Genomic DNA, 22,131 nt, shown 5'->3' with positions numbered 1-22,131 from the left:
TAGCAAAAAAGAAATAAAAAAGCCTGTATTTTAAGTACAGGCTTTCAATAATTTTTATCTTACTTTTTCCAGAAGGTACAGTTTGGCACCGGAAAAGGCCAGTTTAGGCATCAGGTTGCCTTCCAGAATCATCGTTTTGCTGTTAACGTCAATCACGGAAATATAATTGCTGGATTTGTATTCTATATAATTTTCCTTTTCCTTAGTTACAGGATTTTTCCCGAACTCTAATGAATATTTCACCCAGTCTTCCTTATCCGAACTGCAGTGTACCGGCTTGAATTTAGACTTTTTAGCCTTAAAGATAATTTGGTCAAAACCTTCCGTACAATCTGAGGTAAATGAACCGTCAGGATTCTGATCTTTAGAAAAATCTTCAAAAGAACCTTTGTATACTCCAACCACTTTCCAGGTTCCATCCAGGCGGTCTTCATCAATCTTTCCTTTAGCTTTGCTCACTGCCCAGCTGATGCCGTTTACCGTTCCTTTTACAGCTTTGTAACTTAAACTTACCGCTCCCGAAACTACTTTTGTAGCTGTTCTTACCACACATGAATTAAGAATAAATACAGCTGAAACCAGCAATAGTGTTTTTTTCATATTTTTGAATTTTGTACGAAGATAATGTTTATTTTAAACAGATAATGGATCTCCCATAAACGGATTGGAACTATTTAAAATATAAAATTAATTTTGCTAAAAGAATAAAAATGCCTTTTGACCGATCCATATTAACAGAAAAATTAAAGGAAAGAGCTTCTGATTTTTTTATTTCTAAGCGTGAAATTACAGAAGTTATTTTCAATAGAGATGAAATTGTTTTTACCCTTATTAAGGTACAGAAAATGGATATCCCGGATTTTACATCATTTATCATTGCTGCTATGGGTGCTTCCGGTTCCGATGAATGGGAAATGCAAAATTCAGAAATCCTGATGACAGATCAGGAAAAGATGCTTCAGCAGATTACAGATTTTCAGCATTCCTGGAAACTTAATTTAGCAATAGAAACCTATATTGAAGGAGAAATTCAATATGTTTATGAAATGATGATTGATCCTGAGAAACCTCGGCATGATAGTGAGATCAGTTTTGTTGTTGAAACCGATCGTTCTTTTATTTATTTTTTCACCCATCATTTTTATTATTAAAGAAGTTCCTCAATAATGGGAAATGCTTTATTTTACTTTCCGTCAAAATATTTCCTGAGATCAGAAATACTTTTGATATGGAGATCTTCAGCCTGCTTTCTACGCATCATCAGGGCATAGGCATTATTGAACCCTAGAGGTTGCAGCCATTGAATCCCATATTGTTTTCTAAATTCTGAATTTACATACTGATAGGTTTTATCGGCACTTTGGCTCACGCTTTTGATAGTCTGTTCTGTTGGTTTTAAAAGGACAAGCAGTCCGGTTCCGGTATATTCCGGATAAAAATCAATAGCATCATTCATTAAAGCATCAAAACAGATTTTGGTTCCTCCCAAACCTGTTTTCGTTTCCACCTTATAGTGCGTATAGCCTTCAATAAGCATCGTATACATTTCTGCGAGGATATATTGTTCCCCGAATATTTTTGAGCCAATACGCACTGTTCCTGAATTTCCTTTCAGCGGACTTTTGTAGAGATTATTCTTGATTAAAAAATCTTTTGCAATCTTCTCAGGGGTCTGATTAAGATGATCTGACCTGTAATTAAGATCCGTCATAATAGAATCATTGAATTTCCCGGCCAGCATATTAAGCGTTTTTTCAAGCTCCGGAAATTTTTCCAGGGTTTTGGTCTTAATAATAGGGGCAGCGAAGTAGGGCGGAAATATTTTTTTATCATCATCCAGTACATAGAGGTCAAAAGCTTTGATCCTTCCGTCTGTGGAATATCCGCTGATCAGATCAAGTTCCTTTTCATACGCAGCTTTATACATAATGGCATCACTTACTACAAGTGGATTTACATTAAGGCCATACACAGAGCGAAGACCGATATCCCCGTCCTGCCTTCCCATAAATTCAGGAGTAAAACCGGCCTTAACGGTATGTTGTGAAGAATTGGTAACCATATAACCTGCTCCCAATATAATAAGTAGAACAGGAACTGCAAATTTCAGCTTTTGAAACAATCGATATCCTGATTTTTGGAGTATGGAGATGGTCTGGTCCAGCAGAACGGCGAGTAATGCAGCGGGAATGGCTCCTGCCAGAATCATATTGGTATTATTAAGTGAAATACCCCCAAAGATAAATTCTCCCAAGCCACCTGCGGCAACAAAGGAAGCCAAAGTAGCTACTCCCACATTGATAACTGCTGCTGTCCTTATTCCGGCAATGATTACAGGCATGGCCAAAGGAAGTTTTACTTTCAAAAGGAGCTGTCTTCTGTTCATCCCCATTGCTTTTGCAGCTTCTATCACGGCCGGATCTACTCCTGTAATTCCGGTATAGGTATTCCGGATAACAGGTAAAAGAGCATAGATCAGCAGTGCTGCAATAGCCGGTTTCGGACCGATGCCAAAAGCGGGGATCATAAACCCCAGCAGGGCAATACTGGGAATGGTCTGCAAAATTCCGGCAATACCCAGTACAGGACTTGAAAGCTTCCTTTTTCTGGCAATCAGAATTCCTAACGGAACCCCAACGATGATCGCTAAAAAGAGAGATAAAAACGTAAGTCCCAGATGCTGTATGATCTGGGTGATTAACTTTTCGTGCTGTTCAGCAATAAACTGCCAGAGACTCTGCTTCATCATACAATCTGTAATTTTCTATAATCATTAAATGCCCTGATCACTCTTTCATAGATTTCTGTATTCTTATGATCCGAGCTTAATTTCTGTAAAGCATTCCAGACACTTGTATCGTCTGAATTCTCCAGCGTATAATGTGAATTCTCAGAAGTGAAAAACGGACCAATATCCTGTAAGGTGGCCACTTTGTATTCCAGTAAAAGCCGGTTTTCAGCAAAGAAATCACGGACAAAATTATTGGTGGGCTGGTAAAGCATTTCTTTTGGAGTTCCTGTCTGAACAATCTTCCCCTGATCCATCAGGCATATCCGATGCCCAAGTTCAAAAGCTTCCTGTACATCATGAGTAACCAATATAATTGTTTTGTTTTTAAGCTCTTCAAGAGATTGAAATTCGGAATGAATATCCGCTTTGGTAATATTGTCAAGCGCTCCGAAGGGTTCATCCATCAGTAAAACCGGAGTATCTGCAATCAGGGCTCTTGCAATACCTACACGCTGCTGCTGGCCCCCGCTCAGCTCATTGGGAAACCGTGAAAGTACTTCTTCAGAAAGATGAAGTTTCTCCAAAAGTTCATGCGTTCTTGCTGATGTTTTCTTTTTATCCCATTTCAGCAGTTCAGGAACTACAGCAATATTTTGCTGAATCGTATAATGAGGAAATAAACCGGAATGCTGCATTACAAAACCAATTCCCATTCGCAGTTCCTCTGCTTTCTGATCACGGATATTTTTACCGTTGATCAGAATGTTTCCGGAATCAGCTTCTATGAGGCGGTTGATCATTTTAAGAGTCGTTGTTTTCCCACAGCCGCTGGTTCCTAAAAGCACCAGGATTTCCTGATCATTTGCCTGAAAAGAAATGTGATCTACGGCAGTTTTACCGTTAAAATTCTTTGATACTGATTCAACTGTAATCATTGGCAAAAATTATTGTGCAAGTCTGATTCCTGTAAACTGCCATTTTAAATTGGTTTGAAAAAAATTACGGTAAGTATTTCTGCTGTGTCCCGGAGGAGTCGCTTCAGAGGCACCGCGCAATACCATTTGATTGACCATGAATTTTCCATTGTATTCACCTACCGCACCGGCTTCTTTCTTAAAATGAGGATAGGGCAGGTAAGCAGAATTGGTCCATTCCCAGCGGCTTCCCCAGTCAAAATGATCAGATGCCACTTCCCATTCTGCCTCACTTGGCAGGCGCATCCCTTTCCAGGAAGCAAAAGCAGAAGCTTCATAAAAATTGATATGACATACGGGTGCATCAGGTTCTATTTCCTGTAATCCGTTTAAGGTATAATTCATCCATCTGCCCTCCACATAATGCCAGTACAGCGGAGATTTTGCCTGATTTTGTTTTACCCAGTCCCAGCCTTCGGCATGCCAGTGTTTGAAGTCAGTATATCCGCCGGCTTCCATAAATTCAAGGTACTCACGATTGGTCACCAGCTGGCTGGCAATTTCAAAGTCGTTAAGATATACCTTATGTCTGCCTAGTTCATTGTCAAAACAAAACCCTTCGCCTTTAAAGCCAATTTCATAGACTCCTTCAGAAAATCGGAGCATCTGCACATCTGCAGAACCGGATTGGATACATTGTTTTTCTTTAGTATAAGCGGGGAAGAGGGGATTATGCCCCAGAATGTATTTAATGTCTGTCACTAGCAGCTCCTGATGCTGCTGTTCATGATTGAGGCCCAGCTCCAGAAGGGGTTCAATAGCTTCTTTCATGAACCTGCTTTGAAGGAAAGCTTTCATCTGTTCATCCACATATTTTCTGTAGCGATAAATATCTGAAACAGAAGGCCGGCTGAGGTTTCCGCGGTCAGTACGGATTACCCTTGTTCCAATGGTTTCATAGTAGCTGTTAAAGACAAAATTATACTGTGGATCAAAAACTTCGTATTCAGGGAAATTAGGGATCAGAATGAACGTTTCAAAAAACCATGTGGTATGCCCCAGGTGCCATTTCGGCGGACTTACATCCACAATCGGCTGTACTACATAATCCTCAATTTCCAATGGAGCACAGATTTCTTCAGAACGGCTGCGGACATCCGTATATTTTTTTGATAGATCTACTGTTGTAATCTCTGGTGTCATGATTTTGATTTTTTAGTGGTTTATTTTAAATGAAGGATCATGATAAATATTTTTCATGCCGGCAGAAACTGAAGATTTCTTATTTTACCTGCCAGATCGTATCTACAAACCATTCTTTTGAATCTTTGATTTCTCCGGCGGTTGTAAAACCGGATTTTTCACCTAGTTCAGCAATGTGTTCAGCAGAGAACTTCTGAGAAATTTCCATATCAATAAGTTCATTTTCTTCAAATGAAATTCTGTCACGGCCAATGATTACCTCCTGTTTTTTAAGGCTTACCAGAAAACTTCTGCAAGCTCCGCTTACAGGGTCGTAGGTTTGATAATGCTGAAATTGTTCGCGGTCAAAATTTCCTCCCAACTCATTATTGATACGGGTCAGAAGATTAAGATTGAAGGCAGCTGTGATCCCTTCCTTATCATTATAAGCGTTTAAAATGACATGGGGATTTTTCTTCAGGTCAAAACCTATCAGGACACGATCTCCGGAAGATAGATTTTGATTTAAACTAAGGCAGAAACTCTGAGCTTCTTCAGGATTCATATTTCCGATATTACTTCCCAAAAACAGAATAACCTTTCTCCGGTCAGATAATGATGCCGCCTTTTGAAGCATATCAAAATAATCACCCTCCAGGCAGGTTATAGGCATATCCGGGAATTGTGTACTTAATTTTTCATTGAGTATAGAGAGAATATTTCCAGAAATATCAATCGGCATATAGGTGAATTCGAGACCTCTTTCTACAAGATGCTTCAGTAAGAATGTAGATTTCATAGCATCTCCTGCTCCCAGCTCGATCAGGTCAAAAGGTTCATTTTCAGGTATGATGAGGTCTGTAAGTTCCTGTGTCTTATTTTTGAATATGTCAAGCTCGCACCGGGTAAGATAATATTCAGGCATTGCCATGATCTGCTGGAAAAGGTGGTCGCCGATTTTATCGTAGAAATATTTTGAAGATAGCCTTTTCGGACTATTTTTTAAGCCTTCTAAAACATCCGGACGGAAATGATCAATGGGATGATTTTCAGTCTTAGCATGCGGATCTAACTGTACATTCATAGGTCTGATTTTGTGTGGTTTTTTAGATAAATGCAACTATCCTGCCTTTTTACAACATCGGGTTTCTCTGCCACTTTATCTGACTAAATATAAGTAATTTTATTTTTTTGAGAGTTTTTTTATCATGTTTTTCAGAATATCCGGCTTTTGCCGTGAAAAATGCCAGATAGAAAGTTTGCGGACATACGGGATTAAGATAAATTTTAATGAGTAGTTATAAACAGCAACTTTTGAATTTTAATGATGGAATCATTCTAATGGAATGTAAACTCCTCTTACACAATATTTAAGAGGAGTTTGGAAGGTGCCGCTAGCTTTATTTATTGGTTCCGTGCAGGATTTCTCCACCCTGTAAAGACATGGTAACCGCCAGATTGCTGTATATTCTCATTTGTTTTTCATAATCTGAAACAGCTGTTGAAAGTGCGGTATTGTTCAGTAGAGCCTTCCTGATATTTTCAGCCAGCAGAGCAGCATCTATAAAAGCGGTATTAGCACCCACACCTCCTGCCGGGCTCATGGTATGAACCGCATCTCCTAAAGCCGTAATAGCTCCGGACTTCCAGGGTTCTTTAGGCAGAGAGGAGCGGATTGGTGTGACAGATAATGATTTTTGATCAGCATATTCGAATAAAGCTTTAAGTTTGGGATGCCATAACCTGGTAACCTTCTCTATACAAGCAGAGATTTTCTCTGCAGGATCGTTGTAAAAGTCTGCCGGAGCAAGTCCGAAAGCTTCTGGATTTCCAATAAATGCCCAATAGAAATAATCGGATATCGGGCTCAGCAGCTCCCATGAAGTATTCTTTTTCGAACTGTCAAATTTCATAGAATCTACGATGAGTGAAAACTGGTTATTGAGTATTACAGAAGTTCCTTTCTGAAGATCGGCAGAAACTGCTTTTTGAGTTTCCGGAGAATAGAAGGTTCTGCCGTATATCGTAATATTTCCGGTATTCACCTTCTGATCTTTGCAATATTCTGACCCTATTCTGGAATGTACTCCGTCAGCAGCTATGACAAGATCTGCAGTATAAGCTGTTCCATCCGCAAATGAGAGTTTTACTTCATTATTTTCCAGTTCTTCCCATTCTGTTAATTCTTTTCCGAAGCCTATTTTTTCCTGTAATCCCTGTAGCAAGATTTCACGTATTGTCAGCCGGTTGGGCTTGAGGTCAGGCATTTCTTTTACTCCGTCGCTCCAGGATTCTACCAGTTTATTTTTTGAAGGTTCAAGACTGGTTGTGAATACGTTCATGCCGGAATAGCTGGCGGCACAGGTATCAGTAAAAAGATGGTACAAATTTTCCGGAAGACACTCCTGTAGTGCCTTTCTGCCCGGTTCATTTACTCTGATCCTGTATCCCTGCGTGCGGGTATTGATGGCGGGATCTTTTTCAAAAATCTGACATTCGAGACCGTTTTTTTTCAATCCCTGGGCAAGGCACAGACCTCCTAATCCTGCACCGATGATTGCAATACGCTTGTTTGGTTTTTTCTGTATCATAATTATTGCTTATCAATCCTGTTATTTATTTCTTATGATTGATAGAGCAAAATTAGAGTGGAGAAGTTGGGATTCCGACAGATCTTTAATGGTGATGATGGGACAAATCATGGTTTTCTGATCTGAACTGTAAGGCCGTTATTCCTGTTTCCTTTTTGAAGAATCTTGAAAAATAGACATGATCATCATAGCCCAGTTCAAAGGCAATCTGCTTCACATCCATGGTAGTGTACACCAGTAGACGGCGGGCTTCCCATACTATTTTCTGTTGTATCCAGGTGCTGGCCGGATATCCCGTGACGTCTTTCACTGCTTCATTCAGGTAAAGAGGGGTAATGTGGAGAAGCTTTGCATATTGCTGTACCTGTTTGGTATTTCTGAAATGATCTGCAATAAGTTTCTTGAACTGTCTTGTAATCGAATACTTCTGTCCGCTGTGCTGAAAAACGGATAGTGACGTCTCAGAAATTCTTGAAATGATGATTCCAACAGCAGCGTCTGCCAATGACCGCTCTATGGATAGATGATGTAGCGTTGCATCTTTTTCTGTCTTTTCAATCAGAACAGGAAGGTCGAAAATCAGGTCACTCTCATCAATAGAAACAGACTGGTGAAACCATTGATGCATATCCATAAATTCCCGGTAAGATTCGGAAACAGCAGCAGCTTCTACAAATAGAAACCAGCCGTCATTATCTTTCTGATCAATATACTGATGAATCTGTCCCGGTGCCACAAAGCATACAGAAGGGCCTTTCAGCCTTATGGTTTTAAAATCTACCTCCAGCACAAAGTCTCCTTTCTTCTGAAGAATAAACATATAATGATCATCCCGGTGAATCTCTGTCTGCTTTTCATGAAGAACAGACAAAGCCATCAGTCTGACTGCCGAATTTTCCAGCTGATTATGATGGGAAGGAATTGTTTTTTTCATCTTTACAGATCTTATATCGCTGTTACGAAGATACTCTTTCTGCAAAAAAGCTGATCCTGATCCATCAGAAAATGAGCGGTATATCCGGGGAATCAGTTTTCTTCAGCCTTTATTTTATTGATCAGAGGATTGGCGTACATCGCCAGGAAATATTCTTTAGAAACAGGATCAGACGGATCAATACGCATGTCGAGTCTTCTAATAAACAACTGTTTTTCCTGTTCGGTATATTGTGAAGCGTAGGTATGGGTATTGTGAAGCAGATCGTAGGCGATAAACTTTGTGGGCCACAATTTATAATTTCTGATAATAGAATCATCAATGACCTTTGCAATGGCCTGTAGCTGCTTGTTTTTATTATCAATGTTGGCCGCTATATCATCCAGTTCTGCATCAATAACGTCACCAGCATGCAGATGAATTCTTTTCTTTTGTCCTAAAATTCCGCTGAGTATCGTGGTAAAGTCTTCATTTTTTCCTTTAATATATGCCTCATCCCTGTGTTGTGCCAGCAATTGAGGCATTTTTAGAGAATCTGTAGGGTCATACTCATAGGAAATAGAGATAGGAACAATTTTTAAAGTTTTAAAATAATCAATCAGAGATTGGTCTCCAGCTGCCATCGCAAGCATCTTTAAAACCCCCTGCTGAGTAGAATCATTCCCGTCTTTAGCACGGCCTTCACGCTGGGCAATCCATACAGAGCGGTTTTCTTCATGTAATAGCATATCAATATACTCAGACATAGTCTGTGAACTTTTAAGCTGATCACGAATAGAAAGCCCTCTCTGAACTAAAAAGTTACGGTTTAGTTTAGCGAGTACATTCAGGAAGTTTCTTTTCACAAGATTGTCCCCAATGGCTGAAGCGGTCATAATGAGACCACTTTCCAACAAAACAAGGTTAAGCAGGGAAGTATCCAATACAATATCTCTGTGATTCGAAATATAGAGGTAGGAGGTATTCTTATCAAGCTTATCAAAGCCCGAAGTTGTTAACCCTTCAGAACTCTTTGCAAGAATCTGACGAACAGCATAGGCTACAAACTGATGCTGAAAATCACTTATAGAATGAACCTCTTTAAACTGTTCCAGCCAAACCTGCTCATCCACATCGGGAAAAGTAAAGTTCATCAGTGCTTTCATCATCGGATCATGGGCTACGCTCTGTAATCTTTCATTCACTTCCTGATCATGAAAATACCGGATTTCATCAAACTTTGACATGTTATAGTAAAAATTAAAACTTTTTGCAAAAGAACGAAAATTTATCTGGGGATGGGGTATAAAGGTTGTTAAAGTATTATGAAGGGCGTAGGAATTAGAGAATTTATCTGTTGAACTTGATGAATCATCTTTTTTAAACCATTAAGGATTATTAAGTTATTAAGGGAGGTTAAGGTGAAAATCAAGGATTTCTTTAGCCTGTATTCTTAAATCGAAGCTCTTCTTACTCTTCTTATCTCCTTAATTTTTTCTTAATGGTTTAAAATAAAATACCTCATAGCATTATAATTCAGAATTTCTACCAAATTGATTCTCACCTTTGCCCTGTATTAATTCTAATATCACTGTGAAACAAGTAACAATTTTAGTGGCTATGTTGTGTTCAGCGTTAATGATCAACGCACAACAGGGAGCAGGTCAGGGGAAAATAAGTGGGAGAGTTGTAGATTCCAACACAGGAAAATCAATAGATCATGCCAGTATTGGACTCTTAGATCAGGATAATAAAGAGATCAACGGGACGACTTCCAATGAGAAAGGGGAGTTTTCTATGGATCATATTGCCTCCGGAACCTATAAAGTGGCTGTTTTTTATGCAGGATATAAAAATAAAACAACCTCAGATTTCCAGGTGATTGATAATAATGTAGCGGTTACAGTTGGTGATATTCAATTAACAAACGGAGAAACAGCAATAGAAGGCGTAACCATCGTTGGTAAAAAAGCGGTGATTGAAAATAAGGTGGATAAAATTGTTTTCAATGCGGCTAATGATGTGACTTCTCAAAACGGAGCGGCTATTGATGTCCTTCGGAAAGTCCCTCAGGTGACGGTGGATGCAGATGGAAATGTAGAACTTCAGGGAAATGCTAATATCAGGTTTTTGATTAATGGAAAGCCATCCAGTATATTTGGAAACAGCCTGGCTGATGCATTGGCATCTATTCCTGCAAGTCAGATCAAAAGTATTGAGGTGGTTTCCAGTCCGGGAGCGAAATATGATGCGCAGGGGACCGGAGGAATTATCAATATTGTTCTGAAAGATAATAAAGTAAGGGGAATCAATGGAAGTATCAATGCTACGGGCGGAACTTTATTTGAAACAGGATCTCTGAATCTGAATTATAAGAATAATAACTTCAGCATGAATGCTTTCTTTAGCGGGAATGCTCAGTTAAAAGCCAAGACTCCTTTTTCACAGGACAGAACTTCTAGAGATGCTTCTTCCAATACCAGCACGCATTTATTACAGGATGGCTATACCGATTTTGAAAGACATGGCTACCGTACAGGTTTAGGCTTCGACTGGAGTCTTACGAAAACCAGCTCATTAAGCGGTTCCGTTTCTTTCAACAGTTTCTCCAATAAAAGTACCGGATTAATCAACCAGCAACAGTATATCACAGACTATAATACCTCTGCTGTTTCTTCAATCATCGGATCCAGAACTTCGGATAACCAATCTTCCGTTCGTTCTATAGACGGAAGTCTTAGTTTTAGGAAAACCTTTGCCAAAGAAGGGCAGGAGCTTACCGCAGATTATGTCTTCAGCTATGGTTCTCCAAAGAGCAGTTATTTTCAGACTCAAAGTTTATCAGGAGCAGCTTCTCCATACAACGGTATTTCAGGAAGTAATCCCGGAACAGATAACAGTCACAATATTTCAGTAGATTATGTGCATCCTCTGAATGATAATGTTACTTTCGAAATGGGGCTGAAAACGGTGCAGCAACATATTACCAATGCTACGGATGTTCATGTTCTGAATACTTCATCCGGCCAGTATGATGCAGATCCTTTGCAGTCGTATCATTTAAATTATGACATGGGAGTGTATGCTGCTTATTTTTCCTCCAAGCTTAAGGTTTGGAACTGGCTGGATGTAAGAGCAGGTTTGAGATATGAATACACCACTCTTAAAATAGATTTCCCGAACACGAATATTCCATCGTACGGTTTATTGGTTCCATCCTTTATTTTGTCCCACAAATTTGATAGTGGCGAAACAGTGAAGCTATCCTATACAAGAAGATTGGAACGTCCGGAATATACAGAACTGAATCCTTTCCTTAATTTCAGTGATCCACACAATATTACCACAGGAAATCCGGCTCTGAAGCCAGAAATTGGAGATAATATGGAATTAGGATACACGAAAAACTTTACGAATGGCGGGAATATCTCCTTATCCCTTGTGGAGCGAATCAACAGTCAGGATTTAAAACAGATTACGACCTTTTATCCAACATTTACAGCCAATGGAACGGAGTACACCAATGTATCGGTTACCGCAAGAGATAATATCGGCAAAGAATACAACTCCGGCGGAATTGTCTCTCTTTCCCTTCCGTTTTTCCAGAACAAAATGAATCTGAGAAGTAATATCATGGTATTTCACCGATATATTGTAAGTCATATCTACGTAGGCAACTTAGATATGGGAATGCGTTACCGGGCGAATCTGAACGTTAATTATCAGTTTCCCAAGAATTTTGTCCTGGAAGTTTTCGGAAACTACAACTCCGCTGCTAAAAATATCCAGGGAAAAAATCCACAATCCATTACCTATACCATTGCCGGAAGAAAGGAATTCTGGAACAAAAAGGCAAATCTGGGATTCACCATTACCAATCCGTTTAATAAGTACATCAAGCAGGTAACCACCGTAAGCACCGGGGATTACGACTCTTATTCTGTAAGAGAATTACCGTACCGTTCTTTCGGGATTAGTTTTAGCTATAAGTTCGGTAAGATGGACTTTAAAAAGGAGAAGGATATGAGTAATGAGTATTTGAATGGGCCGGGAACGGGGAGTTAAAATGTAATCATTTTGTTTAATTATTTTTCGAAATATGTTTCATTTTGATAGTTTTGTAATATAATAATAGTTATTTGGTTTATATTTTTACATAATTTTGTGTTTTGATAAAATACTTAATTATAGTAATAGATGCCCGCCCTTAATTTTCAGGATAATGATGCGAGTCTGGAATCTCAATGGAGAGCAATTATCCTTTTTGGGAAAAACTCAGCAACCTATAAATTTGCCTTTGCAAAATCTTTATTAGAATTAATTTCATTAGAAAAAACAACAGTATCGCTTCAGGATGTTGCACCTTCGTATGTTCAAGGTATCCTGGAACACATTAAACAGAATGATAAGCAGGGAAATTCAAAATCAAGTCTATTCTTAGAAGCTTGTAGAAATTTTAATGATCAGAAGATAGATTACGAGCATCTATTAGATATCACCGTAAAACATGGTTTTAATAACGTTGTAGATGCTTTTCATGCGGTTAATGGAAGCATTGTTAATGATGTCTTTTACCATAAAGATTATAATGGAAGCCATAAGAATTTGGTGATTACAGACAGTCTTTTGTCTCTAAAGGAAAGCCAGCAGTTTATCAATTTTGATCAGGAAGTAGATGCCCGTTGGAATCTGGTTGAGACCGCATGGAACTTAGAAATGAATCCAAACCTTTTGGAGGTAAGGCTTGATGAGGAACTTAATCTTCTGTTTTTTGAAAACCGGATCATGAAACGAAAGAATATCTCTTCGGCCAGAGACTCATTGAATGGCTATCAGAAAGGAAAGTGTTTTTATTCTTTTCAGGATATATCCATCAAGAGTGGGGATGAAAACCTATGTGCTATAGACCATTTTTTTCCTCATGTTCATAAAATACAATTGAATGATAACGGAGCCAATGTAAACGGAATCTGGAATCTGGTTTTAGCAGATAAGAATATCAATAATGATAAAAGAGCAAAAGTTCCCGAAATAAAATACCTGGAAAGATTATATAAAAGAAACGAATTTTATATTGCCAGTAAACATCCTCTTCGTGAGACTATTATTAATCAAAGTGGGAAAACACAGGCGGAAAGGAAAAGGTTTTTGCAAAAGCAATATGATTTATCTGTAAATTTAGCCATTCAGAAATGGACACCCAATATTGAACTTCAACCTTTATTTTAATGAAAGATTTTACTGAGATTGCAGAGGAGAAAATAATTTACAGAGGAGAATATTTCTTTATCATTGAAGATGGTTTTCCTGTAGCTCCCGGACATTTAATGATTATTTCCAATGTGGTGAAAACTGATTTCTTTGCGTTGAGTACGGAAGAAAAAAGTGATCTTCCTGCTATGATTGAAAAAGCTAAAGACATTATTTTATCCCAATATCAACCGGATGCATTTAATATTGGAATGAACTGTGGTGCAGATGCGGGACAAACCGTATTTCACTTTCACTGTCACGTGATCCCAAGATACAAAGGGGATATGGATAACCCTCGGGGAGGGGTAAGACATGTAATTCCCGGAAAAGGAAGTTACTAATATTTAAAAAATATTTATTGTATTAATTATTAGTACTAGTACTTTCAGTTACCCATTCTAAAATTTTTCTTCCTATCTGATCATTTAATATTTTGACTAGTCCTGAAAATCTGATACAGATTATAGGACAAAAATAAAAAAGGTTCAGCGTTTTAGCTGAACCTTTTTTATTTAAAGTATGGGTAAATTAATTCCCAGTTTAAATACTTGTTGATAAGCCGTGATTTGATTTTCAATATTATCAAACTGGTTTTTAATATTTTCAATTGAAAAATTATCTAATAATGAAGATGGATGATTAGAATGATCTTCATCGGGTTGGTGAAGATGAGGATAAATAATTAAGCAGTCTAATATCTTATCTTCTTTCCAATCTTTATTCTTGCTCTTTATTTCATTAATAACCTTCTTTAGACGGGAGTATCCTGAAACTTGGCGAATATCCTGATGGATATGACTTTTGGTATATTTCAACTTATATTTTGTATCAATTACCATCTCATAACCAGGCTTACTTATTAAAATATCTAATGAATTTCCGTAAGTACTGAATTGATAATGAATGTGATGAGCGTCTTCTGGATTGGCTTTGAGCAATTGGTAGTAAAAATAAAGCTCAAACAGTCTAGGCATATCGATCCAGAAAGGAGGCGTTTCTATTTTTTTCTGAGTTGTTTTCGTAATGGTATATGAAAACCGTTTCAGAATAAATTGCCCTATTCGTAAAGCCTCACCATATTCATTGAAAAAAGGATTTTTTTTAATGTGTTTCAATTGGTGTTCATCAACATCAGCACTGATATGTTCAAAAGCTGGTCTGCAATAACTTAAAATATGTTTAATAGATTTTATATTGGAAGAAAATAATAAAGGATTATTTTCAATGTAGCTGGTTGCAAACTCCAATACTTTCTTTAGAAATCTGTTTTCCAAATGATCTTCACCAAATACCTGAAACTCACAGAAAGTAGAGGTGAGTCTATTTTTAAAAACATTTTTCTTAATATGCTGACCTATTAATACCTTACCTTTAATTTTACTGTTAAGGTTTTCTTGAGTTTTATAATATGCCTTTTTCAGACCCTTTCTTACAATTGTTTTCAAATGCTGTAAAAACTGTATGATAAGAAAGGGAGTTAAACGATCATTTTTTTGATCTATTTCAATATACTTTGCATTCCAATCTATTTGAATGACATCTTTTGAATAGTTAGCAGTCTGTGGGAGTGCCATAACCTCCAAAAGGATACTTAAGTAGTTTACTTCATAAGTGTTAACGGCTTCTTTAGTCTCAAATCGTTCAGGGATTTCGGCGGAATCTTCATCACTATTTAAACAGTTATTGAAATATTCAGATAAACCTGAATTCAATTTAGGTTCTACATAAATTGTTCTCCCTGTATTTCCAAGCCAGTCGACTCCAACATAATAATCTGCTTTAATCTCACATTGATTTTTCTCTTTCAGTACTGAAAAAGAAAACGATTGATGATTAAACTTTTTACTCTGTAGTGTTGTAAAAAGTTGAAAAGAATCATCCTGAAGATGAAGAAGTTTATCTTTTATATCAGTAAAAGATTCTCCAGCATTTATTCTTTTGATTAGGAAACTTTTATGCTCTGAAATTAATATTCCCATTAATTGCTCAGTTTCAGGGTGTTGATGTAATCTTTAATATTTTGATTTTCATGAGTCCCAACAAGAACTCCGTCTTTTACATATTCTAATAAAATAGGCACTACTTCGTAATTCATTTTCATTCTAAAGATTTCATCTCTCTTCTGATGATTTTCCGGATCTTCTTTTGGAGCAATGAAATAACTATGACCTAGTTGAACGTCGTTAATTTCAAATTCACTGCTTACATTTTTTGTTGTGAATAATTGAGATACTTTTTCAAAATCGGGACTATTAAAATGGATGCTATGGTCTCCGTTCAAATCTTTAGGCAGGATATTGACGAAAGCAAAACGTCTTCTTATAGCATAATCAATATGTCCCACACTTCGGTCTGCGGTATTCATGGTGCCAATGATATATAGATTGGGAGGGAGAATTAAATCTCTTTTACCATCTACCTCATAAACACTTTCCACCGCCTTACCTCTATATTCAAGGGCATAGATGAGTTCTCCAAGAACAGAAGATAGGTTAGCACGGTTTATTTCGTCAATTACTAATACATAATTTTCTGTTGAATCAGATGATGGCTCATTATTAGCTGGAGTAGGGGCAGGTTTATCCTTTAAAAATGCTCTTAATTTTTCTACGATCGGAAAATAATATGCTGTCCTATGATATACTGACTTAGCAAGATCATCATGTTGTTTAGTTTGATCTCTACTTGTAATCTGATAATTATAAAGCTTCTTTATTTCACTAAATTTTAAACGATCACCCTTCCATCCATCACTTGAGATGTGGAAAGAACTTTCACCCACATGGGTTAGATAGAGCTTATTGGTAAGTTTTATTTTATAATCATTGGCAATCAATTCTTCTTCAATAGAATTTTTAAAATCTTCAAACATTTCTTCCATCCATATTGAATTGGAAACTATCCCTGTTTGCTGAGTATGATCACATGCTTTTTTGATAAAGTCTCCTAGTACTTTATTCTCAGCCTCATAGATAATACCATTTCCTTCCTCATCTGGTTTGGCTACAATTCCTCTTACAAAATCCTCATACGTATAGCTGGGATGAAATTGAATGAGTTTAAACTGCGGATGGTCTTTCAATTCCTTAACATTCTTAAGTTTTAATAACTGAGTGGCTAATTCTTTTGCCTGTCTGGTTTTTCCAGTTCCGGGAGGACCTTGTAGAATGATTTGCTTTTTGTATTCTAAAAGATTTAGGTGTTGGCTTTCTTCTTTTTTTATTTGTAGAGATTGATGAAACTTTACATACTCTCCAATGGCAGCAGAATAATAACCATTTAATCCATAGGATGGGGCTTCTGGATGATAGTATTTACCTTCTGGTTTTTTTTGCTCTGCTATTGTATCCTTGTACAAGGACAATAAATCTTCTATATTATTGTTTTCAAAAATTTCTTGATTCGTTTTTTGAGATAAAATGTCTATGGCTTTTATATAGGATACTGCTTTTCCTGTTTCTTTCTCATTGCCTTTTTCAAGCCAAGATTTATATTGATCTTTGTAATTAATTATCATATTGGTGCTCATTTTATTTAATAATGATTGGTAGTTGTTTTCACTGATTTGGGTTAATGTTTTCAGAGCTAGCCATTCATCAATAGTCCATTCTCCTCTTCCTTTCCATTCTATTGTACGACAATGTTTATAATCATCTTTTTCATCATCAAAGGAATATTCGCTTTTTACCTCTCCATAGCCAAGCAATACACTGCGTCCTCTTTTTACAACAATGATATCTCCTATATTAATGGTGTTTTTAAAATCAAAATTGGCAGCGGAATCATGTGGCTTATTAGCGTTACCACCATATACTTCTACCAGTTTATCATTAATCTCTTTTTTGGTTTGATATTGATTCAAATCTCCAAGATCATCCCACCCTAAGGCCATTATTCCATTTTTATAAAATTCGTCCCATTTGTATGCATTCTCTCCTGGCGCATATAGCCAGTACTTGATGGGACTATTAGAATTAATGATATGGTCTGCCTCATCTAGCATTTCAAGGTGACCTTCTAGGTTTATTACATTTTTCCGGAGATAGCTTGAGACCTCTTTGGCATTTATCTGGGTATTACTTGTAAGATCCAATATCATGATTTTGGCTAGAGTTCCAAAATAGCTGGTGGCTAGCATGCTTCTATCTTCAAGAGGAAAACTCTGGTAGAATGAGCAGATAGAAGTATAATCATTTTTTATATTGAGTACCTCTTGGCAAATATTTCTCCAAAATTTGTAATAAATAGGGAATTGATCAGGCGCTTGGCAATGCTTTATAATCGAAAAAAGATGAGGTATAAAAGATCTTAAATTTTGATTCAATTCTAGAGTAAGGTCTTCTAAAGTATCGCAATTTTTAATGGCATTGAACAATTTAAATAATTGTAAAGTTTTGTTCTCGGAAAGTACAGTTCCTTCTTTAAAATTATTAATACGATCTGCAACTTTTACAATTGAATTAATCTTAGCAATATAAAGTGACAAGTTCTCTGTATCATTAGCATCAAATAAATCATCAGATTGTATTTTTCGGATGACCTCTATGATAATATTTTCAACGGATGGATTTTGTAGTAGGTGTAATTTTTCTTCAAGAGGAGAGAACCAACTAACTCTTTTTTCAGTTTCTACAGTTTCATTGAAAGCGTCTTCGTATTGGGCTTTTATTTCTTCAAAACTTTTATTAAAAGAATTTAAATATTCTTTGGTTGTCATAATGTGGAGTTTATTGTACTGTTTTTTATCTCAGATTTCATATGGAATTCTGGAAATAAAGAATACTATTATTATTAAAAGATAGGGGGGATTCTGAATTTTAGATTTTGATCTATTCTATGGAAGAAGTATATTATGTTTTGGATAATGTAGTTTTCATGGATTTGTAGTCTTATTAGCTACAATAATAAGGAAAATCTTTATTTTCTACTTACGGGAAAACGTAAATTTTGTAGAATAATTACTATATACTTAATAAGAAATGTTCCTACTGTATTCCAAAGTGCCTCCACCCCCTTCAATAACCCTCTATAGCTACTTCTGAACGGTCTCCACCCCCCTTGATGAAGGGGCTGTACCCCCTTACCCAAGGGGGTAAACCCGGTTAGATAAGGGGCTAAAGGGACTTGCGAAGAGGCTCTACCCCCTTATGTAAGTAGCCCGAGCCCCTTGTCATAGTCTCTCGAGGGACTTCGGAACGGTCTACAGGCTGTTCTGGGGCTGTTTTCATAAAAAAAGCACGTCTTCACGTGCTCTGGTTACCATTATTATACTCAATATTTATTGGGGTTGGCTGCCACTGTTGTCTGCGGGACGCTGTGGAGCTTCGGGGGTGGTGGGGGATGAGGTTATGAAGAACTGTTTCATGTCTTCATAGATCACATTGGTACCCGGTACGTTTTCTCCGGAAAGGAATCTAATATTTCTGTAAAAACTGATGGCATTGTGGTAGTTGTCATGATCCAGCAGGGTTTTGGTATCTGTAAACTGCTCGTTCAATGAGTTTAAAAGCTGCAACCGCTGTTCTATTTGCTCTCTGGCAGCATAATCCTTGTCAAACTCTGCTTTGTCAATAAATGCAGGAACCAGATTAGGGTATTGCTCCATGTAGTTTTTGGCTTTGTTCACAAAAAGCTTGTTCTGCTCAGCAATCCTCCCATACTGCTGCCGCTCTTCCGGGGTAAGGTTGATCATCTTGCCTGAAAGGGTGGTTTGTATAGACTTAATTGCGTCGTCAATAGCCTTTAATTCATCATTTGAAAAACTTAAACTGATTAAATTGTCTAGTGCCATAAAATGTAATTTTGGGGGTTGATACTTCCAAATATAGTGAGTATTGTGTCTGAAAAATGAGCGCAATAGCAATTTTTCAATAGGCATTAAGCAGATTGTGGAAATTGGGTGATGAGGTTTAGATTTTTTGTATTTCCAGTGAAAAAAAGATTATATAAAAAGAAAAATAATGAAGATCACTCTAAAGCTCGTTGTAAGGCAAGCAGCAAAAAGGATATAAATCTTAATTATGCTTGTTTTTAGAGACTGTTTTTACAAATATTTTTCTATATTTAAACCTCATAAATGTTGATTTATCATGGAACAAAAAATACATCAGGGACGCAATGTAAAACGATTCAGGGAAATGCTGGGCATTAAGCAGGAAGCATTGGCCCTTGACCTTGGGGACGACTGGAACCAGAAGAAAGTTTCTCTGCTGGAACAGAAAGAAATCATTGAAGACCCTTTACTGAAAAGGATTTCTGAAGTATTGAAAATTCCGGTGGAAGCGTTTCAGAATTTTGATGAGGAGCAGGCGGTGAATATTATTTCTAATACTTTTACTGATTTCAAAGAAGGAGCTTCAGCAATTAATATACATCCTGTTTTTAATCCAGTAGAAGCTATACTTAAAATGCATGAAGAAAAGATGGAACTTTATGAAAGGATGCTGAAGGAGAAGGATGAGATTATGGGGAGATTGGAGAGGTTGATTGGGAAAGGATAGCTTAATATATAAAAAAGGTTCAGCAAGTGCTGAACCTTTTTTATGTTTAGGAGAATGAATTAGTGTAATTTCTTCATTACTCATTTTGTTTTTTGATGGCTAGATTAAATGAAATAAATACATAAATTTTAAGATGTTTTTTAATTTAAAGAATTATAACAATTTTAATGATTATACTTAGGGAGTTTAAGTAGCACATTAAATCTGAAAATTATATAATTACAAAAACTCTTATATTTCCCATTATGTTTATCCATGTAAATTTGTCTTTCAGTTTCTATAATTTTTTTAGTCCAAGTACCTTTAGGGTGTTTATTTATTAATTTTCTTTTTGCATCGTCCCATAGTGCTATTCTTAAATCTTTTAGAGAGGGACAATTTAATTTTAGTACTTCAATATCATATTCAATATCACGACTTTTACTACATTTTTTTTCAATTACTTTACCTTCTAAAGTATAATTTATTAAATTTTCACAAATCTTATTATGAGGATTTAAAATTTTAAATGGGGTATTACCTCTACTTTTATCACAATGTTCTCCATTATTTATACAAACACCAATCATGTTGTTGTAAATTAAGGACATTCTCTTATGTTTTATTTTAGAAAAAGGAGAGTCATCATGTTTTTTTTGTGATATATAATGTTCTACAGAAATATCATTATCATCACGTAATTTTTTCATACAATAGCCACACAAATAACCTTGTTCAATAAGTAACGCTATTTTTAGCTTGTTATCAGTATCTCCAAAGCCATCGTAAGATTTAGGATCAGGGGTATTATTTCTATAATCTAGCAAAGTATTAGGCTCTAAGGAAATCTTTTTCTGAATATATTTCATACCTAATTATAATCATCAAAATTATCTAATGCTCTTTGAGTTTCTATGTCATCAAGCCCCCTATCATTTATTATTTCATCTAGTTTCTGTTTCGCTTTATCCAGTTGATTAGTTTCTAAAAAATTATAGAAAGAAGATAAAATATCTTTACCAGTGTCTGAACTTTTTTCTGTATCAAAGGCTTCAAATAATATAGAGTTGTAATCACGACCTTTTACGTATAAGTCTTTTTGTGCGACTTTGCCTTTTATTAATCTTCTTAGGAAAGAATTGTGCTCAATCCCTCCAATAATTTCAGGAGAATGAGTTGTTATAATATCAAAATCATTGAATGAAACTTTATTTCCGTGTGTATTATAGTATAAGTTGTTAAAGAATTCTTTCTTCCATTTTGGGTGTAAAAATGTGTCAGGTTCGTCAAACAAGAATAAACTTTCATCATTTGTAGAAATAATTTGTTTTAATCCATAAATAGATAAAAGCTGTTTTTCCCCCTCACTTAAATCTTGACTAGATATTTCAATGTTCTTTTCTGAAGTGATTTCTTTAACTAATGTAATTTGAATCCTATCCAATAACCCCATTATATCTAATGCTAACAGAGTTTGAAAAATATCTTTTTCTGATGTGAATGAGTCATCTGTATCATATCCAGAAAGTTTAAATAGAACCTCTGGAATGAAATAAGAAAGAGATATGCTTCTTTTTAGGAACTCAGATTCTTGAGATGCTTTACTAAATTTATCAAGTGCATTTTTAATAATTCCTTCTGCTCCCCAAAATTCATTTACTGTACCTTTGGCCCAACTAGGACTTTTTAGAAAAATAGTAATATCGGTAAAGCCTACTATACCAAATTTTTCTCTTATAAATTTATATACGTCTCCACTTTCTTTACAAAAGATACTAAAAAGCAATAAATTAAACTGATTAGGATTAAAATGAAAGATAGGAGCATTGATATTTAATCCAATACTTTGTTTATCACTATCCTCACTAACAAATGTAAGCCAGTCTTTAAAAAAATCGTAAGTGAATTTTTGTGTTAAACCACTCAATCTGCCATCAAAACCTGCATAATAAAGCACTACATTTTTAGGAAGTAAATCTTTTATAAGATACTGTGTTTTAAATAAAAAGTTATTTACATCATCATTGTTAAAAACGGAATCAGTATACTCAAGTGTTATCCAATTTCT

The 22,131-nt window shown here is 36.2% G+C and carries 18 protein-coding genes; 5 read left to right on the top strand and 13 right to left on the bottom strand.

The window, feature by feature from the left end:
* Positions 1-54 precede the first annotated feature (54 nt).
* A complete protein-coding gene (locus tag LF887_RS16590; RefSeq protein ID WP_236855368.1) occupies positions 55-600 on the bottom strand; it encodes a hypothetical protein in 546 nt (181 codons plus the stop codon).
* A gap of 110 nt (positions 601-710) precedes the next feature.
* Here LF887_RS16590 and LF887_RS16585 point away from each other — a divergent pair, with 110 nt between their 5' ends.
* Positions 711-1,151 (top strand): hypothetical protein, encoded by a 441-nt coding sequence (locus LF887_RS16585; RefSeq protein ID WP_236855367.1) that lies wholly within the window; start codon positions 711-713, stop codon positions 1,149-1,151.
* 32 nt (positions 1,152-1,183) lie between these two features.
* Here LF887_RS16585 and LF887_RS16580 read toward each other — a convergent pair whose 3' ends face one another.
* From LF887_RS16580 to LF887_RS16550, 7 genes are all read right to left on the bottom strand, one after another.
* Positions 1,184-2,749 (bottom strand): ABC transporter permease/substrate-binding protein, encoded by a 1,566-nt coding sequence (locus tag LF887_RS16580; protein WP_236855366.1) that lies wholly within the window; start codon positions 2,747-2,749, stop codon positions 1,184-1,186.
* On the bottom strand, positions 2,746-3,666 hold the full coding sequence (locus LF887_RS16575; protein ID WP_236855365.1) for an ABC transporter ATP-binding protein: 921 nt from the start codon (positions 3,664-3,666) through the stop codon (positions 2,746-2,748). The genes LF887_RS16580 and LF887_RS16575 overlap by 4 nt, the downstream gene beginning before the upstream one ends.
* 9 nt (positions 3,667-3,675) lie before the next feature.
* Positions 3,676-4,848: an ergothioneine biosynthesis protein EgtB gene (gene egtB / locus LF887_RS16570; RefSeq protein ID WP_236855364.1), complete on the bottom strand. Its 1,173-nt coding sequence runs from the start codon at positions 4,846-4,848 to the stop codon at positions 3,676-3,678.
* 79 nt (positions 4,849-4,927) lie between these two features.
* Positions 4,928-5,911, bottom strand: coding sequence for an L-histidine N(alpha)-methyltransferase (gene egtD / locus LF887_RS16565; protein WP_236855363.1), 984 nt, complete (start codon positions 5,909-5,911; stop codon positions 4,928-4,930).
* Between the two features lie 316 nt (positions 5,912-6,227).
* Positions 6,228-7,418, bottom strand: a complete 1,191-nt coding sequence (locus LF887_RS16560) for an FAD-dependent oxidoreductase (RefSeq protein WP_236855362.1) — start codon at positions 7,416-7,418, stop codon at positions 6,228-6,230.
* An 85-nt stretch (positions 7,419-7,503) separates the two neighbouring features.
* Positions 7,504-8,352 (bottom strand): AraC family transcriptional regulator, encoded by an 849-nt coding sequence (locus LF887_RS16555; protein WP_236855361.1) that lies wholly within the window; start codon positions 8,350-8,352, stop codon positions 7,504-7,506.
* Between the two features lie 92 nt (positions 8,353-8,444).
* Positions 8,445-9,578 carry a 1-acyl-sn-glycerol-3-phosphate acyltransferase gene (locus LF887_RS16550; protein WP_236855360.1) on the bottom strand — a complete coding sequence of 378 codons (1,134 nt, stop codon included), beginning with the start codon at positions 9,576-9,578 and terminating at the stop codon, positions 8,445-8,447.
* 346 nt (positions 9,579-9,924) lie between these two features.
* Between LF887_RS16550 and LF887_RS16545 the strand changes: the two genes are divergently transcribed.
* From LF887_RS16545 to LF887_RS16535, 3 genes are all read left to right on the top strand, one after another.
* Positions 9,925-12,396, top strand: a complete 2,472-nt coding sequence (locus LF887_RS16545; RefSeq protein ID WP_236855359.1) for a TonB-dependent receptor — start codon at positions 9,925-9,927, stop codon at positions 12,394-12,396.
* A 132-nt stretch (positions 12,397-12,528) separates the two neighbouring features.
* Positions 12,529-13,560 carry an HNH endonuclease domain-containing protein gene (locus LF887_RS16540; RefSeq protein ID WP_236855358.1) on the top strand — a complete coding sequence of 344 codons (1,032 nt, stop codon included), beginning with the start codon at positions 12,529-12,531 and terminating at the stop codon, positions 13,558-13,560.
* The gene (locus LF887_RS16535) at positions 13,560-13,925 is read left to right on the top strand and encodes an HIT family protein (protein WP_236855357.1); all 366 of its coding nucleotides are present in this window, start codon (positions 13,560-13,562) and stop codon (positions 13,923-13,925) included. The genes LF887_RS16540 and LF887_RS16535 overlap by 1 nt, the downstream gene beginning before the upstream one ends.
* A 171-nt stretch (positions 13,926-14,096) precedes the next feature.
* On the opposite strand, the gene LF887_RS16530 is transcribed toward LF887_RS16535, so the two are convergent.
* From LF887_RS16530 to LF887_RS16520, 3 genes are all read right to left on the bottom strand, one after another.
* Positions 14,097-15,563: an McrC family protein gene (locus tag LF887_RS16530; RefSeq protein ID WP_236855356.1), complete on the bottom strand. Its 1,467-nt coding sequence runs from the start codon at positions 15,561-15,563 to the stop codon at positions 14,097-14,099.
* Positions 15,563-18,301 carry an AAA family ATPase gene (locus tag LF887_RS16525; RefSeq protein WP_236855355.1) on the bottom strand — a complete coding sequence of 913 codons (2,739 nt, stop codon included), beginning with the start codon at positions 18,299-18,301 and terminating at the stop codon, positions 15,563-15,565. The genes LF887_RS16530 and LF887_RS16525 overlap by 1 nt, the downstream gene beginning before the upstream one ends.
* 561 nt (positions 18,302-18,862) lie before the next feature.
* Entirely contained in the window at positions 18,863-19,375 is a 513-nt protein-coding gene (locus LF887_RS16520; RefSeq protein ID WP_236855354.1) for a hypothetical protein, read from the bottom strand.
* 298 nt (positions 19,376-19,673) lie between these two features.
* Between LF887_RS16520 and LF887_RS16515 the strand changes: the two genes are divergently transcribed.
* A complete protein-coding gene (locus tag LF887_RS16515) occupies positions 19,674-20,084 on the top strand; it encodes a helix-turn-helix domain-containing protein (RefSeq protein WP_236855353.1) in 411 nt (136 codons plus the stop codon).
* A 164-nt stretch (positions 20,085-20,248) separates the two neighbouring features.
* Here the strand turns inward: LF887_RS16515 and LF887_RS16510 are convergent, their stop codons facing one another.
* Together LF887_RS16510 and LF887_RS16505 are read right to left on the bottom strand one after the other, a co-directional pair.
* On the bottom strand, positions 20,249-20,932 hold the full coding sequence (locus tag LF887_RS16510; RefSeq protein ID WP_236855352.1) for a hypothetical protein: 684 nt from the start codon (positions 20,930-20,932) through the stop codon (positions 20,249-20,251).
* 2 nt (positions 20,933-20,934) lie between these two features.
* On the bottom strand, positions 20,935-22,047 hold the full coding sequence (locus tag LF887_RS16505) for an AAA family ATPase (RefSeq protein ID WP_410681171.1): 1,113 nt from the start codon (positions 22,045-22,047) through the stop codon (positions 20,935-20,937).
* Between the last annotated feature and the right edge of the window lie 84 nt (positions 22,048-22,131).

It is taken from the genome of Chryseobacterium sp. MEBOG06 (assembly GCF_021869765.1).
In the GTDB taxonomy this organism is placed as follows: domain Bacteria; phylum Bacteroidota; class Bacteroidia; order Flavobacteriales; family Weeksellaceae; genus Chryseobacterium.
The sequence above is the reverse complement of the archived record's forward strand: the minus strand, read 5'-3'. Positions and strand labels throughout refer to the sequence as shown.